This is a genomic window from Pseudomonas sp. GL_091 (assembly GCF_057837725.1).
Genome location: NZ_CM174451.1, coordinates 692454 through 708543, shown reverse-complemented (window position 1 = coordinate 708543; position 16090 = coordinate 692454). Strand labels below are relative to the sequence as shown.

The window sequence follows — 16090 nt, the reverse complement described above, 5'->3', positions numbered from 1 at the left end:
ATGAGAAAAGAATTATGTACGACTGGCTGAACGCCCTGCCCAAGGCAGAATTGCACCTGCACCTGGAAGGCTCGCTGGAACCCGAGCTGTTGTTCGCCCTGGCCGAGCGCAACAAGATTGTCTTGCCATGGAACGACGTCGAAACCTTGCGCAAGGCGTATGCCTTCAACAACCTGCAGGAGTTCCTCGACCTGTATTACCGGGGGGCCGATGTGCTGCGCACGTCCCAGGATTTCTATGACCTGACCTGGGCGTACCTGTTGCGTTGCAAAGAGCAGAACGTGATTCACACCGAACCGTTCTTCGACCCGCAGACCCACACCGACCGTGGCATTCCGTTCGAAGTGGTGCTCAACGGCATCGCCGCCGCGCTGAAGGATGGCGAGCAGCAACTGGGCATCACCAGTGGTTTGATCCTGAGCTTCCTGCGCCATCTGAGTGAAGACCAAGCGCAGAAAACCCTCGACCAGGCGCTGCCGTTCCGCGATGCGTTCGTCGCCGTGGGCCTGGACAGCTCCGAAATGGGCCACCCGCCAAGCAAGTTCCAGCGCGTGTTCGACCGTGCCCGTCACGAAGGCTTCCTGACCGTCGCCCACGCCGGTGAAGAAGGCCCGCCCGAGTACATCTGGGAAGCCATCGACCTGCTGAAAATCCAGCGCATCGACCATGGCGTGCGCGCCATCGAAGACGAGCGCCTGATGCAGCGAATCATCGACGAGCAGATCCCGCTGACCGTGTGCCCGTTGTCGAACACCAAGCTTTGCGTGTTCGATCACATGTCGCAGCACAACATTCTCGACATGCTGGAACGCGGCGTGAAAGTGACCGTGAACTCCGATGACCCGGCGTACTTCGGCGGTTATGTCACCGAGAACTTCCATGCGCTGCACACCCACCTGGGCATGACCCAGGATCAGGCCAAACGCCTGGCGCAGAACAGCCTCGATGCGCGGTTGGTGAAGCCCTGAAGTCAAACGCAAATCCTTGTAGGAGCTGGCTTGCCAGCGATAAGGCCATCACCTCCAGTATTGATGCTGGTTGGGAGGCCGCCATCGCCGGCAAGCCGGCTCCTACAGCGCCATTTCCAACTCGCTCTCCTGGGCAAAGCGATGAATTTCGCGTTGCCCCGAGGCCGTCACCTGCAAGGCTCGGGAATCATTGGGCAGGCTCAGCCACCCCGACTGCATGAACAGCTGCAACAGTGCCGCGCCCAGCGAGCCGCCCAAGTGCGGGCGTCTTTCGCTCCAGTCAGGGCAGGCGCAGGCAACCCTGCCGTTGTGATGGGCCAGCGCCTGGATGAACACGCCCCGTGCCGCCAACTCCGTCGCGCCCTTGAGCGTGACCGTGACCCGCTGATCAAAGTGTTCGATCCAGCCTGCCTCCAGCAGTCGCTGATACAGATCGGCGGACAGGGTGCCCCCCAAGTGATCGTCGCACAGTCGGGCACTCAACAATGACGAACGCACCGCCCGGGGTTTGGCGAGAGGTGCATTGCGCTTGAATACGTCCGGAATATCCTGGGGTGCGCTGGCGAAGGTCGCGCTGGCCAGTGCTTCGATTGCCGCCCCGACCTCGGGAGCGGCCAGACGGAAGAAGCGTTTGCGGCCGCGGTTTTCAACCCTCAGCAGACCTCCGGCGGACAAACGTCCCAGGTGTGCACTGGCCGAAGACGGTGACAGGCTGGCCAGCAATGCCAACTCTTCGGTTGTTCGCGCCGAACCATCCATCAAGGCCCACATCATTGCGCTGCGCTTTGGGTCAGCCAGCAATGTGGCGATCTGGCTGATGCAAGGTGCATGTTCCATGTATTCACTCCCTGTTGAATCGTTTCGTCTACTGTCCAGAGAAATCTTGACCAGTAATGTGTCGTCGGCCAATCCGTGGAAACTGCCATAAGCCCGGCAACGCCTTGCTCACTCATTAGCGCTGCCTGACCGATGCTGCGAAGGCCAGAAGGATGACCGTGCAGCCGGGCCGACTCGAACGTGGACCCGCCATTGGGGATCGACGCTACTTACATGATGAGGGCGCTAGTATATGCGGGTTGGTCGGCGGATCCTTTCCTCCGCCCGGCATAGGTGGTGATCGTTCCTGAGGGAAATTTCTCTTTTTTCATGCGACTAATGATCGATTTCCGCAAAGCCTGGAAATTGACTGCTCAAAAGGGCGCAACGGCTGGCAAGTATTTCACGCAACAGGTTCACCGGCTTACTCAATTGTGCGCGATGGGCGCACAACAGATTCAACGGTGCGCGCTCACAGAGCAGCTCCGGCATCAGCACCTTCAAGCGGCCGGCCAGTACATCGGCGGCCACATCGAGCCAGGACTTGTAAGCGATCCCGGCTCCTGCCACGGCCCAAAGGCGCACGACATCGGCATCGTCACTGAAACGATCGCCGCTGACGGTCAGGCTGACTTCGCGTTTGCCGTCGTGAAAACTCCAGTGATCGTGGACCCGGCTGCCGAGCATGTACAACAGGCAATTGTGCTGTGCCAGTTGCTCCAGATGCCGCGGCTCGCCATGCCGGGCCAGATAGCCGGGAGCGGCGCACAGCACCCGGCGGTTCTGCGGTGCGATGGGCAGCGCCACCAGGCTGGAGTCCTCCGGCTCACCGTAGCGCAGGGCAATGTCCACCGGTTGGCGAAACAGGTCGGCGATGCGGTCCCCCAGCAGCAGACGCACGGTGAGTTTCGGGTGCTCGCGTTGAAACTCGTCGAGCCAGGGCAGCAGCAGGTTGCGGCCAAAGTCCGATGGCGCCGACAGTTGCAGCAACCCGCTGACCTGGTCCTGACCACTGGCCAGCAATCGCCGGCCCTCGTCAAGATTGCTCAGGGCCGCGCGGGCGTATTCGAGAAAGCCCTCGCCTTCGGCGGTCAGGCGCAGGCTGCGGGTCGAACGGGCCAACAATCGGGCGCCGAGTTGCTGTTCGATGCGCTTGAGCGCCGCACTGGCCACCGCCGCCGACATGTCCATGCCCCGCGCGGCGGCGGACAGACTGCCCAGGTCCGCCGCCCGGACAAACAACTGCAAGTCATCGAAACGCAGCATCAGAGCACCGATTATCAAAAAAATATTGAAAGAGACTGCTCTTTTAGCCGGTTTTATCTTCAGGAAAAATAGCCAATCATCTGCCTCATCGAATCTCTTCTTTAATTAGTGTTCAGGAGCCGCCCATGAAAGCCATTGCCTACTACGCCTCTTTGCCGATCAGTGACGACAAAGCCCTGCAAGACATCGAGCTGCCAGAGCCGACCGCCGGTCCTCGCGACTTGCTGGTGGAAGTCAAAGCCATCTCGGTCAATCCGGTGGACACCAAGGTGCGCCAGAACGTCCAGCCCGAAGGTGGCGCGGCCAAGGTGTTGGGTTGGGATGTGGCCGGTGTGGTCAAGGCGGTGGGCAGTGAGGTGACGCTGTTCCAGGCCGGCGACAAGGTGTATTACGCCGGCTCCATCGCGCGTGCGGGCGGCAACAGCGAGTTGCATGTGGTGGACGAGCGCATCGTCGGCAACATGCCAAAGACCCTGGGTTTCGCCGAGGCCGCTGCCCTGCCGCTCACCGCGATCACGGCGTGGGAGCTGTTGTTCGAGCGCCTGCAGGTACGCGAAGGCAAAACCGCTGAAGGCCAGAGCCTGTTGATCGTCGGCGCGGCGGGTGGCGTGGGCTCGATGCTTACGCAGCTGGCTCACCAACTGACGGCCCTGAAAGTCATCGGCAGCGCTTCGCGTGCGCAAACCCAAAGCTGGGTGAAAGAGTTGGGCGCCGACCTGGTGATCGACCATGGCCAGCCACTGAGCGAAGCACTCAAGCGTGCCGGTGTAGATCAGGTCACCCACGTCGCCAGCCTGACGCAAACCGACCAGCACCTGGACCAATTGATCGAGGCATTGGCACCCCAAGGCAAACTGGCGCTGATCGATGACCCCAAGTCGCTGGACGTGACCAAGCTCAAACGCAAGAGCCTGTCACTGCACTGGGAGTTCATGTACACCCGTTCGCTGTTTGAAACCGCGGACATGATCGAGCAACACAACCTGCTCAATCGCATCGCTTGGCTGATCGATGCCGGGACACTGAAAACCACGGTGGGCGAACACTTCGGCACGATCAACGCGGCCAATTTGCGCCGTGCCCATGCCCTGCTGGAAAGCGGCAAGGCCAAGGGCAAGATTGTGCTGGAAGGGTTCTGAAGCGCTGAAAAAAACCGCCGCTGATTTCATCGCCTTCTGCTGTTTTCCGACTGCGACCGGGCAATCCCGGTCGCAGACAGCCTCTGTGGCGCCCTCGTAAAAGCCGTGTTTTTTTCAGTTACAAACCGTCAGTCCGACAGTTGATCCTTGTCACAATGGTGACCGTATACGGGACTACAATCGAATCTCCTGCGAGGCATTCTTTTGCGTAACGTCTTTTACGAGACATCTTTTACGAGACATCTTTTGCGAGAGGAGTTCGGCTATGAAGATCCTGATAAAAGAACTGGCAAAGTCCCAGTGGCAAGTTCGCTTAGACCAACATGCTGTGACGTTCCGCAGCGAAGCAGAAGCTCGCGCCTTCACGCGTACCCTTGAAGCCCGCATCCAGGCCCCTCATCAGATTCCCGTCCTCCTCCCGCAGCGTGCAGCCGGCTGACTCCGGCCTCAAACCTGGGCTTGCGCCAGCGCCCGGGCATTTTGCAAACGCCGGGTGAGCACCGCTGCGCTCACCACCAGAATTCCACACAGGCTGATGACCATGGCCATTGGCACGGCGCTGCCGTCGTGCAATACGCCCACCAGCGCAGAGGCGCCGGCAGCCACGCTGAATTGCAGGCAACCGAGCAGCGCCGACGCGCTGCCGGCCCGTGCACCCTGCCCGCTCATCGCGCAGGCCGCGGCGTTGGGACTGATGCAACCGAGGCTGGCGATACAGATGAACAATGGAATCAGCAGCGGCCACAGGTGTGCCGTGTGCAGAGAGCTGACAGCGAGCAGGGTCAAACCGGCCGCCAGATAAACCCACACCGCACGCGCCAGCAAGAACGTCGGGCCACGTTTGGCCAGTAACCGCGCATTGACCTGCGCCACCAGAATGAAACCCGCCGCATTGGTGCCGAACAGCCAGCCGAAATGCTCGGCCGGAACGCCGTAGAGCTTGATGATGATGAAGGGTGAACCGGCGATGTAGGCAAACATCCCGGCGATGGCGATGCCCCCGGTCAAGGCATGGCCAAGAAATATCGGGTCGGCCAGCAACCGACCGTACTGACGCAGCGCACCCGACAGCGGTTGACGCGGTATGTGGGCCGGCAAGCTTTCCGGCAATCCCGTTGCCACCGCCAGCCCTGCCAGCGCACTGAAACCGGTCAAGGCCAGGAAGATCGACTGCCAGCCTGTCGTGTTGACCAACAACCCACCCAGCAATGGCGCGAGGATCGGGGCAAGCCCCATCACCAGCATCAACTGCGAAAAGACTTTCGCCGAACCCACCGCATCACATTTGTCGCTTACCACCGCCCGGGAAATCACCATCCCCGCGCAACCGCCCAACGCCTGGATGAAACGCGCGCCGATCAGCCACTCCAGGTTCGGCGCATAAGCGCACGCCACGGAGGCAGCGGTGAACAGGCCGACACCGGTGAGCAACGGAATGCGTCGCCCGAAACGATCCGCCACCGGGCCATAGGCCAACTGACCGATGGACAAGCCGAGGAAGTACGCCGCCAACGTCATCTGAACGTGATTTTCGTCCGTCCCGAAAGCCAGGGCCATAGCCGGGAAGGCCGGCAGGTAGAAATCGATCGCCAGCGGACCGAAAGCGCTCAAGGCGCCGAGAATCAGAATGGTACGGAAGTTCATCAGGCATCCAGGGGGGCAGAAGTCGGCAGCCCGACAGTCTAGCCGCGCATGGACGCCTTGAACATTCCGGTAGCTCGCTAACTATCAAATTCAGGCCAGTTTGACGCCGTAACCCTCTTCGCTGATCGCCTCGATCACTTGCTGGGCGGTCAGCGCACTTTCGACACCGACCTCCCTGGCCGCCAGATCGACCCGCACGCTGGCCGCCGGGTCTTTGGCCTGGACCGCCTGAGTGATGGCCTTGACGCAGTGGCCACAAGACATGCCTTCAACGTTGAACACTTGCATGGGATGACTCCTTTTCCGAGGTTTGAACCGAGTTTCGAGCTTGCCACCATGGCAAGGTCAAGTTCTGAAGCTAGCTGCCGGGCTGGCAATCGGCGCGACGCTCGGCCAAGCTGCGTCCATCAATGACTCGAACTCAGGAGATTCAGCCATGCGCTGGTCAGTTTTCAGCCTGTTTGGCTTTCTCAGCCTTTTCGCCGCCGTGCCTTCGGTCAATGCTGCCGGTCAGGATTATGGCGTGCTGATCATTTCCCGCGAGCGCCTGGAAGTCGCGACCAGTTGCGAGATTGGTGTGTACATCCAGGATCAACTGGCGGCGCGGCTGTTCCAGGAACAGAGCACCTCGTTCAACCTGCCGCAGGGCATCGTCTCGCTGCGCCTGAAACTGCTGCCGGGCCAGGTCCCGGGTTGCAATCCGGGCATGCTCGCTCCGGGTTCGCAGGATATCCAGCTCAAGGCCGGCGATGTGCTCAAGTACCGGATCGCTATGACGCAGGAAGGGATGTACCTCAAGCGCGCCGGTCTCGGCTACTGATCGGCTGCTTGATCTGAAACATGGCACTTGACCTTGCCAGCATGGCAAGGTTGATCCTGTGGTCATCTACTACAGGGAGTGCGACCGATGTCCGAATCCACCACGTTCGACCTGCCGATTGCCGGCATGACCTGCGCCAGTTGCGCCGGGCGGGTCGAGCGCGCCTTGAGCAAAGTCATTGGAGCCAGTGCCGTCAGCGTCAACCTCGCCACTGAACAGGCGCGGGTCCAGGCACCCAGCGACAGCTTGCCGGCCTTGATGGATGCCGTGGCCAAGGCCGGCTACAGCGTGCCGCAACAGAGCCTGGAATTGAGCATCGACGGCATGACCTGCGCGTCCTGCGTCGGTCGCGTCGAGCGTGCGCTGGGCAAGGTAGCCGGAGTTAAAAGCGTCAGCGTCAATCTGGCCAACGAACGCGCCCACCTTGAACTGCTCGGCCAGGTCGATCCGCAAACCTTGATCGCCGCGGTGACCAAGGCTGGCTACAGCGCCAGCGTATGGGAAGCCGAACACCCGCCAACCGACAATCAGCAACAGCGCCTGCACCGCGAACGCCAAGCCTTGATCATTGCCATCGCCCTCGCCTTGCCGCTGGTATTGCCGATGCTGCTACAGCCATTCGGCGTGCACTGGATGCTCCCGGCCTGGGTGCAATTTGCCTTGGCCACGCCGGTGCAATTCATCTTCGGTGCACGGTTTTACATCGCCGCGTGGAAAGCCGTGCGCGCCGGGGCCGGCAACATGGATTTGCTGGTCGCCCTGGGCACCAGCGCCGGTTATGGCTTGAGCCTGTACGAATGGGCCACCGCCGCCGGGCGCATGCCGCATCTGTATTTCGAAGCCTCGGCGGTGGTGATTGCCCTGGTGCTGTTGGGCAAGTACCTGGAAAGCCGCGCCAAGCGCCAGACCGCCAGCGCCATCCGCGCCCTCGAAGCCTTGCGCCCGGAACGGGCGATTCGGGTGATCGGTGGCCACGAGCAAGACGTCGCCATCAGCGCCCTGCGTCTCAATGACCTGGTGATGGTCAAACCCGGCGAACGCTTCCCGGTGGACGGCGAAGTGGTTGAAGGCCAGAGCCACGCCGACGAAGCCCTGATCAGTGGCGAGAGCCTGCCGGTGCCCAAGCAGCCCGGCGACAAAGTCACCGGTGGCGCGATCAACGGTGAAGGTCGGCTGCTGGTGCGTACCCAGGCCCTCGGTGCGGAAACCGTGCTGGCGCGGATCATCCGTCTGGTGGAAGACGCTCAGGCTGCAAAAGCGCCGATCCAGAAACTGGTAGATAAAGTCAGCCAGGTGTTCGTACCCGCTGTACTGCTGATTGCCCTGGCTACCCTGATCGGCTGGTGGCTGTATGGCGCGCCGATGGAAACCGCGCTGATCAACGCCGTGGCAGTGCTGGTGATCGCCTGCCCGTGCGCCCTGGGCCTGGCCACGCCGACCGCGATCATGGCCGGCACCGGCGTGGCGGCACGCTACGGGATTCTGATCAAGGACGCCGAAGCACTGGAGCGTGCCCATGAAGTCAGCGCGGTGGTATTCGACAAGACCGGCACCCTGACCTCCGGCGCCCCGCGCATTGCGCATCTGAGTGCCATCGACGGTGATGAGGCGAGCCTCCTGCAATTGGCCGGCGCCCTGCAACGCGGCAGTGAGCATCCGCTGGCCAAGGCTGTTCTGGATGCCTGTACCGAGCGTGGACTGAAGGTGGCCGATGTCAGCGACAGCCAGTCCCTGACCGGCCGCGGCATCGCCGGCAACCTCGAAGGGCGTCGCCTGGCTCTAGGCAATCGTCGCCTGCTGGAGGACAGCGGTTTGAAAGCCGGGCCGTTGGCCGACTCGGCGATCACGTGGGAACGCGAAGGCCGGACCTTGTCCTGGCTGATCGAACAATCCCCCGAACCACAGGTGCTGGGCCTTTTCGCCTTCGGTGACACCCTCAAGCCCGGCGCGCTGCAAGCGGTGCAACAACTGAATGCACGGAACATCAGCAGCCACCTGCTGACCGGCGACAATCGCGGCAGCGCCAAGGTGGTCGCCGAGGCGCTGGGCATCCATGATGTACATGCCGAAGTGCTGCCGGCAGACAAAGCCGCCACGGTCGCCGCACTGAAACAAACCGGCGTGGTGGCGATGGTCGGCGACGGCATCAACGACGCCCCGGCACTGGCCGCCGCCGACATCGGCATCGCCATGGGGGGCGGCACCGACGTCGCCATGCACGCAGCCGGCATCACCCTGATGCGCGGCGATCCGCGACTGGTGCCGGCCGCGCTGGAGATTAGCCGCAAGACCTACGCAAAAATCCGCCAGAATCTGTTCTGGGCCTTCGTCTATAACCTGATCGGCATTCCGCTGGCGGCGTTCGGCTTCCTCAATCCAGTGCTGGCCGGTGCGGCGATGGCATTGTCGAGCGTCAGCGTGGTGAGCAATGCGTTACTGTTGAAAACCTGGAAACCCAAGGACCTGGAGGACAACCGATGAACATCGGCCAAGCGGCCCGCCACAGTGGCCTGAGCGCAAAGATGATCCGTTATTACGAATCCATCGGCCTGCTCAAGGCGGCCCATCGCACCGACAGTGGCTACCGGGTATACGGCGATGACGACCTGCACACGCTGGCGTTCATCAAGCGCTCGCGGGACCTGGGGTTTTCCCTGGAAGAGGTCGGCAAGTTGCTGACCCTCTGGCAAGACCGCCAGCGCGCCAGCGCCGATGTGAAAGCGTTGGCCCGCCAGCACATCGATGAGTTGAACCAGAAGATCCGTGAGTTGGGGGAGTTACGCGATACCTTGCAGGATCTGGTTGAGCATTGTCAGGGCGATCATCGGCCGGATTGCCCGATTCTGAAGAATCTTGAGTCGGGGTGTTGCGCTGAACCGGTTCGCACCTGAAACATCGATGCTGGATGTACTGACGCCTTCGCGGGCTTGCCCGCGAAGGCGGACCGTCAGGCGACAAAATTATTGAATCTGCACACACAAAAAAACCGGCCGAACAGACTGTGTGAAAACCTGGCAATCTGCCTAGCGTTCAAAGAAAATGCTCCGCGTCGAAAGATACGGAGCATTTTTCGTTATGGCCTACATCCAAGGACAGTCCCGCAGTCAGACCAGTCTGTTTCCGGTCTCGCTGGAAGAGTTGATCCCCGAGGATCACCTCGTTCGAGTCATTGACCTGTACGTCACCAAACTGGATCTGGTGCAACTGGGCTTTGATAAGGCGCTGCCCAAAAGCACAGGGCGCCCCTCTTATGATCCTGCCGATCAGCTAAAACTCTACCTCTACGGTTATTTCCAGCGGATTCGTTCATCACGGCGTCTTGAAGCCGAGTGCCAGCGCAACATCGAAGTGATGTGGCTGATCAACCGCCTCAAGCCCGACTTCAAGACCATCGCCGACTTCCGTAAAGACAACAAACCCGCTTTTATCGCGACGTGCCGGGCCTTCGTCCGGTTTTGCCGCACGGTGGGTTTGATCGCGGGTGATTTGGTGGCGATTGATGGCAGCAAGTTCCAGGCGGTTGCTTCCTCGCGGCGCCATACGAGTTTGCAACGGCTCAAACACCAGGAGCAGAAGCTGGAGAAACGCATTGCCCAGTACCTGGCCGATCTGGATGAAGCGGATAAAACCGAAGCCGACGAGAAGGTTGACCGTAGCGCGATCAAGACGGCTTTAGCGCAACTTGAAATTAGGCATTCCAAAAACCTGACGTGCCAAGCGCTGATGAAATCAATGGCGCTCGAGCAATTCAATACCCACGAAAGCGATGCGCGAATGATGCGCACGCATAAAGGGCCGCGGGTCGGGTACAACGTGCAGACAGCCGTGGATGCCGAGCATTGCCTGATTCTGCATCATGAAGTGACTCAGGACAGCGATGATCGCAAGCAGCTTGAACCGATGGCCAAGGCCGCCAAAGAGCAATTGCAGCAAGATGAACTGACTGTCACTGCTGATATGGGCTATTCAAATGGCAAGCAGTTCCAGGCTTGTGAGGATGAAAACATAACGGCTTATGTACCGCCGGCTCGGTCGAACAACTCCTGCGGCAAGGAACAGGCGTTCTTCGACCGAACGATATTTACCTACGATGCGTCGCAGGATCGCTATCAATGTCCCACCGGTAAATGGCTGACTTTTAAACAGATCAGCAATAAGGGGCGTATCTACCAGGCGGCGGTCAGTGACTGCCTAAGCTGTCCGTTAAGAGCGCAATGCACCGACGCCCAACGCCGATACATTTCACGCCACGTGCACGAAGAGGCTTTCGAGCGAATGGAACGGCGAATGCAAGCACACCCCGAAATGATGGTCAGCCGAAGATCCATCGTGGAGCATCCCTTCGGAAACCTAAAGCAGTGGTTGTTTGGCAACGCTCGCTTCCTGCTGCGACAACTAGAAGGCACGAGAGCCGAGATGGCCTTGGCGGTGAACGCCTACAACCTGAAAAGAGCGATCAACGTGCTCGGCGCACGTCAGCTGATGGCGTTGATGGGCTGAAACGCCTTTTTCGTCTGCTGTCCGTACAAAAGCAAACGCCCCGAACATGTCGGGGCGTTTGCCAGAACCACCATCAGTGCGTTTTCACACAGCCTGCGAAGCCGGGTTTTTCTTTAACCGATCACTGCATCCACGGTGGAGGTGGCTCTTCGGTCTTGCCCGGCGGAGCATCGTCCGCCGCGCGTACGGCTTGCTTGCGCTCTTCATCCAGGCGCGCGGCCTCGATCTCGCGCATGATTCCACCCACGTCGGCCAGCTCTTCCGTGTCGGCGAACTCGCCGGTCAGGACACTGGCCGGGTGCAAGGTGCCGGCCTCGTACAAGGCCCACATTTCCTTGGCGTACTTGGTCTTCTTCAACTCCGGCGCAAACCGCCCGAAGTAGGACGCCATGTTGCCCACATCCCGCTCCAGCATGCTGAACGCGTGGTTGTTGCCCGCCGCGTCCACCGCCTGCGGCAGGTCGATGATGACCGGGCCGGTCGGCGTCAGCAGCACGTTGAACTCGGACAAGTCGCCGTGCACCAGACCGGTACACAGCATCAGCACGATCTGGGAAATCAGATACGCGTGATACTCCCGGGCCTGGTCCGGCTCCAGCACCACATCGTTCAGACGCGGCGCGGCATCACCGTACTCGTCGGCCACCAGTTCCATGAGCAGCACGCCTTCGAGAAAGTCGAACGGCTTGGGCACCCGCACACCGGCATTGGCCAGACGGAACAGCGCCGCCACTTCGGCATTCTGCCAGGCGTCTTCGGTTTCCTTGCGGCCAAACTTGGAGCCCTTGGCCATCGCACGGGCCTGACGGCTGTTGCGCACCTTGCGGCCCTCCTGGTACTCGGCCGCCTGACGGAAACTGCGTTTATTCGCCTCCTTGTAGACCTTCGCGCAACGCAACTCGTTGCCGCAGCGCACCACATAAACAGCTGCTTCTTTACCACTCATGAGTGGGCGCAGCACCTCGTCGACCAGACCGTCCTCGATCAGGGGTTCAATGCGTTTTGGAGTCTTCATCAGCTTTTATTGTGGGTCCTTTATTACCAAACACGCGAAAGTCATTCGTTATACGGCAATCCACTCACCGGGGGGAGGGGTTGCCGACTTATGAACATTGCAGAAGCACACAATGTACCGATTTCATCAAGTAAAACCGACGACCGCCATGGTCGTTCCAGATCATAGCCGAGCCTGCGTCACTTGTTGTGCAGGGGCATTGAGGGCAATTGCGACAGACGCTGACACCACAATTCATGCCTTCCGTAGGATTTTTCCCAACAGGCCTCAATTTCCTCCGACAACAGCCGAAGTCCTTAGTGACAAAGTGATTTGTCCGACAATCGCTCCCCCAACAATAGCGATGCCGCACTCAAGGATCCGGGTTGACCAAGAACGTTTACGGCTGCCAATAAACCGCGAGTCATCTGCACTGCGTGGGCCTACAAGAAAATCTGGAGCGCGGATGAACATCAAACAGAAGTTGACCTGGGCGTTTGCAATCATCGCCTGCCTGCCCGTGGTGCTGGTCGCCACCCTCGTTGTGCTGAACCTGCGCAGTGATGCCAGGGACGAATTCATCGACGGCAGTGCCCGCGAGATTCGTCAGGTCAGCAACGCGATGCAATTGTTCTTTGACGGCATCAGCCAGAACGTTGATTACCTGGCCAAGCAACCGCTGATCCGAAACTCCGACGACAGCCTCAAGACTTACATGGCCGCCAACGCCGAGAGCGTCCCTCAGGGCGAAACTGACAAAAAAGTCTTCGCCCTGCTCCAGGACCTGGGCAACAGCCACCCGTCCTACGCCTATGCCATCCTCGGCACGGCAGCGGGCGGTTATGTGTCGTGGCCGGATGATCCGAAGCTGAGCAACTACGACCCGCGCCAGCGCCCCTGGTACAAGGCGGCCCAGGCCAAACCGGGCAAGCCGTTGCGCACCGAGGCCTATTACTGGGCCCAGGATGACGCGACCTACGTCAGCACCGTGCGCACCATCGACAACAAGCTGGGCACCAACGGCGGCGTGGTCAGCATCGACGTGACGCTCAAGCAGCTCACCGAAATCGTCAAACAGATCAAGCTCGGTGAAACCGGCTACCTGATGCTGCTGGAAAACACCGGCATGGTCCTGGTGGATCCGAAACAACCGGAACACAACTTCAAACCCCTGAACAGCCTTGGCGACGGCTACGCGCAACTGGCCAAGGCCGGCAAGGGCCTGGTGGAAGTGGAGCTGAACGGCGAGCACTACATGGCCAACGTCTGGCCGTCCGAGCAACTGGGCTGGACCTTTATCGGCCTGATCAAACAGGACGACGTGATGAGCTCCGCGACCCAGTTGACCTGGTTGATCGCCATCATCGCCGCCGTCCTGGCCGTCATCTTCGCCATCGTCGGCGCCAGTTTTGCCAGCCTCATCGTGCGCCCGATCCGCAGCGTGGCCAGCGGCCTGGAAGGCATCGCCCAAGGCGAAGGCGACCTGACCCAGAACCTGCAAATCCGTGGCAACGATGAAACCGCGCAACTGGCCAACTGGTTCAACCAGTTCCTGACCGCGATTCGCAACCTGATCCAGAACATCGGCGGCGCGGCGGGCAAGATCCTCGCCACGTCCAAGAGTTCGACCCAGGTCTCCAGCGACATGGCCGAAGCCGCCGGACGCCAGCGTGAAGCGGTGGACATGGTCTCCACGGCGTTCCACGAAATGGTCGCCACCGCCAACGAAGTCGCGCGCTCTTGCAGCCAGGCGGCGGAGTCTGCCGACAGCGGCCAGCGCCAGGCGCGCGAAGGTCAGCAGCAGATCGATGCGGCGGTGAACAGCGTGGATCGCCTGAGCCAGGAAATCGAACAGTCGGCCCAGTCGATGCAACAGCTCGAACGCGACAGCAATGACATTCAGTCGATCCTGGGGACCATCCGCTCGATCGCTGAGCAGACCAACCTGCTGGCGCTGAACGCCGCGATCGAAGCGGCCCGGGCCGGTGAACAGGGACGCGGTTTTGCCGTGGTGGCTGACGAAGTGCGAGCCCTGGCCAAGCGCACGGCCGACTCCACGGCAGAAATCGACGGGCTGCTGGGCAACCTGGCCAAACGCACCAGCCAGGTGACCCAACAGATGCACGCCAGCCTGGAAGTGTCCCAGCAATCGGTGACACGCATCGGCGAGGCGCGCAACAGCTTCGGGCAGATCCGCGAGTCGGTGGACGTGATCCGCGACATGAACACCCAGATCGCCACGGCGGCGGAACAACAGCATCAGGTGGCAGAAGACATCAACCGGCACATCAGCCAGATCCACGGCGATGCGCAGTTGGTGGAGGAACTGGCCAACTCGGCACGCCTGGATTCCCAGAGTCTGGCCGGGTTGTCCAATGAGCTGGACGGGTTGGTGCGCAGGTTTCGTACCTAATTAGTCGCCATACCCCCAAACCCTGTGGGAGCGAGCTTGCTCCCACAGTTGTTCTGTGTTCAGCGCTCGATAATGGCAGTCACCCCCTGCCCGCCCGCCGCACAGATCGATATCAGTCCCCGCCCCTTGCCCGCCGCATCCAGCAACTTCGCCAGGTTGGCGATGATGCGCCCGCCCGTGGCGGCAAACGGATGCCCCGCCGCCAATGAACTGCCCTTGACGTTGAGCCTGCTGCGATCGATCGAGCCCAGCGCCGCATCGAGACCAAGACGGGTTTTGCAGTACTCCGGATCTTCCCAGGCCTTCAAGGTGCACAGCACTTGCGCGGCGAAGGCTTCGTGGATTTCGTAGTAGTCAAAGTCCTGCAAGGTCAGGCCATTGCGCGCCAGCAAACGCGGCACGGCGTAGACCGGCGCCATCAACAAGCCTTCGGCGCCGTTGACGAAATCCACCGCCGCCGCCTCGCCGTCACGCCAGTAGGCCAGAATCGGTAACCCGCGTGCCTTGGCCCATTCCTCGCTGCCCAGCAACACCAGTGACGCACCATCGGTCAGTGGTGTGGAATTGCCTGCGGTCAGGGTGCCCTTGGCGCTTTTCTCGTATGCCGGTTTGAGCGCGGCGAGCTTTTCCAGCGTGGAGTCCGGGCGCAGGTTGTTGTCGCGGGTCAGGCCCAGGAACGGCGTCATCAGGTCGTTGTGCCAGCCCTCGGCGTAAGACGCGGCCAGTTTCTGATGGCTCTCCAGCGCCAATTGATCCTGTGCTTCGCGAGGGATGTTCCAGGTCTGGGCCATCAGCTCGCAATGCTGGCCCATGGACAACCCGGTACGCGGCTCGCCGTTGCGCGGGAATTCGGGGATCAGATGCCTGGGGCGCAATTGCAGGAAGGTTTTCAGTTTATCGCCGGTGGTTTTCGCGCGGTTGGCTTGCAGGAGGATTTTGCGCAGGCCCTCGCTGACACTGATCGGCGCATCCGAGGTGGTGTCCACGCCACCGGCGATGCCGCAATCGATCTGGCCCAGGGCAATCTTGTTCGCCACCAGCAACGCCGCTTCCAGCCCGGTGCCGCATGCCTGCTGGATGTCATAGGCCGGGGTGGCGGGCGACAGTCGCGAACCCAGTACGCACTCGCGTGTGAGGTTCATGTCCCGCGACAACTTGAGCACCGCCCCGGCGACCACTTCGCCGATGCGCTGGCCGTGCAGGTTGTAACGTTCGATCAGGCCTTCGAGGGCGGCGGTGAGCATCAGCTGGTTACTGGCCGTGGCGTAGGGGCCGTTGGAGCGGGCGAAGGGAATCCGGTTACCGCCGATGATCGCGACGCGGCGCAGTTGGGTCATGAAGAGCTCCTGACAAAAGACCTGATGTAAACACTAACCCCTGTGGGAGCGAGCCTGCTCGCGAAGAGGTCAGCACATGCAACATCGATGTTGGCTGATACACCGCCATCGTCGGAACGCCGCCCGGACCAAGCTCGCTCCTACAATGTAACCAAGCGTAGGCCTTATCTCGTGGATCCAACGACTGATCGCC

At 60.9% G+C, this 16090-nt stretch carries 14 protein-coding genes and 1 pseudogene; 9 read left to right on the top strand and 6 right to left on the bottom strand.

Annotation, left to right across the window (positions count from 1 at the left end; genetic code table 11):
• Nucleotides 1–14 precede the first annotated feature (14 nt).
• Nucleotides 15–968: an adenosine deaminase gene (locus AC3ITY_RS03165; protein WP_489307577.1), complete on the top strand. Its 954-nt coding sequence runs from the start codon at nucleotides 15–17 to the stop codon at nucleotides 966–968.
• A gap of 102 nt (nucleotides 969–1070) precedes the next feature.
• On the opposite strand, the gene AC3ITY_RS03160 is transcribed toward AC3ITY_RS03165, so the two are convergent.
• Nucleotides 1071–1805 (bottom strand): ArsR/SmtB family transcription factor, encoded by a 735-nt coding sequence (locus AC3ITY_RS03160; protein WP_489307576.1) that lies wholly within the window; start codon nucleotides 1803–1805, stop codon nucleotides 1071–1073.
• Between the two features lie 315 nt (nucleotides 1806–2120).
• Complete coding sequence (locus AC3ITY_RS03155) at nucleotides 2121–3050, bottom strand: LysR family transcriptional regulator (RefSeq protein WP_489307575.1); 930 nt, start codon at nucleotides 3048–3050, stop codon at nucleotides 2121–2123.
• Nucleotides 3051–3175: 125 nt separating this feature from the next.
• Here AC3ITY_RS03155 and AC3ITY_RS03150 point away from each other — a divergent pair, with 125 nt between their 5' ends.
• Together AC3ITY_RS03150 and AC3ITY_RS03145 are read left to right on the top strand one after the other, a co-directional pair.
• Nucleotides 3176–4189 carry a zinc-binding alcohol dehydrogenase family protein gene (locus AC3ITY_RS03150; RefSeq protein WP_489307574.1) on the top strand — a complete coding sequence of 338 codons (1014 nt, stop codon included), beginning with the start codon at nucleotides 3176–3178 and terminating at the stop codon, nucleotides 4187–4189.
• 265 nt (nucleotides 4190–4454) lie between these two features.
• On the top strand, nucleotides 4455–4628 hold the full coding sequence (locus AC3ITY_RS03145; protein ID WP_223448310.1) for a hypothetical protein: 174 nt from the start codon (nucleotides 4455–4457) through the stop codon (nucleotides 4626–4628).
• 8 nt (nucleotides 4629–4636) lie between these two features.
• Here the strand turns inward: AC3ITY_RS03145 and AC3ITY_RS03140 are convergent, their stop codons facing one another.
• Nucleotides 4637–5833: a multidrug effflux MFS transporter gene (locus tag AC3ITY_RS03140; protein ID WP_489307573.1), complete on the bottom strand. Its 1197-nt coding sequence runs from the start codon at nucleotides 5831–5833 to the stop codon at nucleotides 4637–4639.
• 90 nt (nucleotides 5834–5923) lie between these two features.
• Nucleotides 5924–6121, bottom strand: coding sequence for a cation transporter (locus tag AC3ITY_RS03135; protein ID WP_150727782.1), 198 nt, complete (start codon nucleotides 6119–6121; stop codon nucleotides 5924–5926).
• 148 nt (nucleotides 6122–6269) lie between these two features.
• On the opposite strand from AC3ITY_RS03135, the gene AC3ITY_RS03130 reads away from it, so the two are divergent.
• From AC3ITY_RS03130 to AC3ITY_RS03115, 4 genes are all read left to right on the top strand, one after another.
• Complete coding sequence (locus tag AC3ITY_RS03130) at nucleotides 6270–6653, top strand: hypothetical protein (RefSeq protein ID WP_489307572.1); 384 nt, start codon at nucleotides 6270–6272, stop codon at nucleotides 6651–6653.
• An 87-nt stretch (nucleotides 6654–6740) separates the two neighbouring features.
• Complete coding sequence (locus AC3ITY_RS03125) at nucleotides 6741–9134, top strand: heavy metal translocating P-type ATPase (protein WP_489307571.1); 2394 nt, start codon at nucleotides 6741–6743, stop codon at nucleotides 9132–9134.
• The gene (cueR, locus tag AC3ITY_RS03120; RefSeq protein WP_489307570.1) at nucleotides 9131–9544 is read left to right on the top strand and encodes a Cu(I)-responsive transcriptional regulator; all 414 of its coding nucleotides are present in this window, start codon (nucleotides 9131–9133) and stop codon (nucleotides 9542–9544) included. The genes AC3ITY_RS03125 and cueR overlap by 4 nt, the downstream gene beginning before the upstream one ends.
• 184 nt (nucleotides 9545–9728) lie before the next feature.
• Nucleotides 9729–11153: an IS1182 family transposase gene (locus AC3ITY_RS03115; RefSeq protein ID WP_489306598.1), complete on the top strand. Its 1425-nt coding sequence runs from the start codon at nucleotides 9729–9731 to the stop codon at nucleotides 11151–11153.
• A gap of 121 nt (nucleotides 11154–11274) precedes the next feature.
• Here AC3ITY_RS03115 and AC3ITY_RS03110 read toward each other — a convergent pair whose 3' ends face one another.
• Nucleotides 11275–12168 (bottom strand): PA4780 family RIO1-like protein kinase, encoded by an 894-nt coding sequence (locus AC3ITY_RS03110; RefSeq protein WP_150727786.1) that lies wholly within the window; start codon nucleotides 12166–12168, stop codon nucleotides 11275–11277.
• A gap of 112 nt (nucleotides 12169–12280) precedes the next feature.
• Between AC3ITY_RS03110 and AC3ITY_RS03105 the strand changes: the two are divergent.
• A pseudogene (locus AC3ITY_RS03105) lies at nucleotides 12281–13702 on the top strand (cache domain-containing protein); the annotation flags it as partial.
• A 90-nt stretch (nucleotides 13703–13792) separates the two neighbouring features.
• On the top strand, nucleotides 13793–14560 hold the full coding sequence (locus AC3ITY_RS03100; protein ID WP_489310760.1) for a methyl-accepting chemotaxis protein: 768 nt from the start codon (nucleotides 13793–13795) through the stop codon (nucleotides 14558–14560).
• Between the two features lie 59 nt (nucleotides 14561–14619).
• Here AC3ITY_RS03100 and AC3ITY_RS03095 read toward each other — a convergent pair whose 3' ends face one another.
• Nucleotides 14620–15897, bottom strand: a complete 1278-nt coding sequence (locus tag AC3ITY_RS03095; protein WP_489307569.1) for an acetyl-CoA C-acetyltransferase — start codon at nucleotides 15895–15897, stop codon at nucleotides 14620–14622.
• Between the last annotated feature and the right edge of the window lie 193 nt (nucleotides 15898–16090).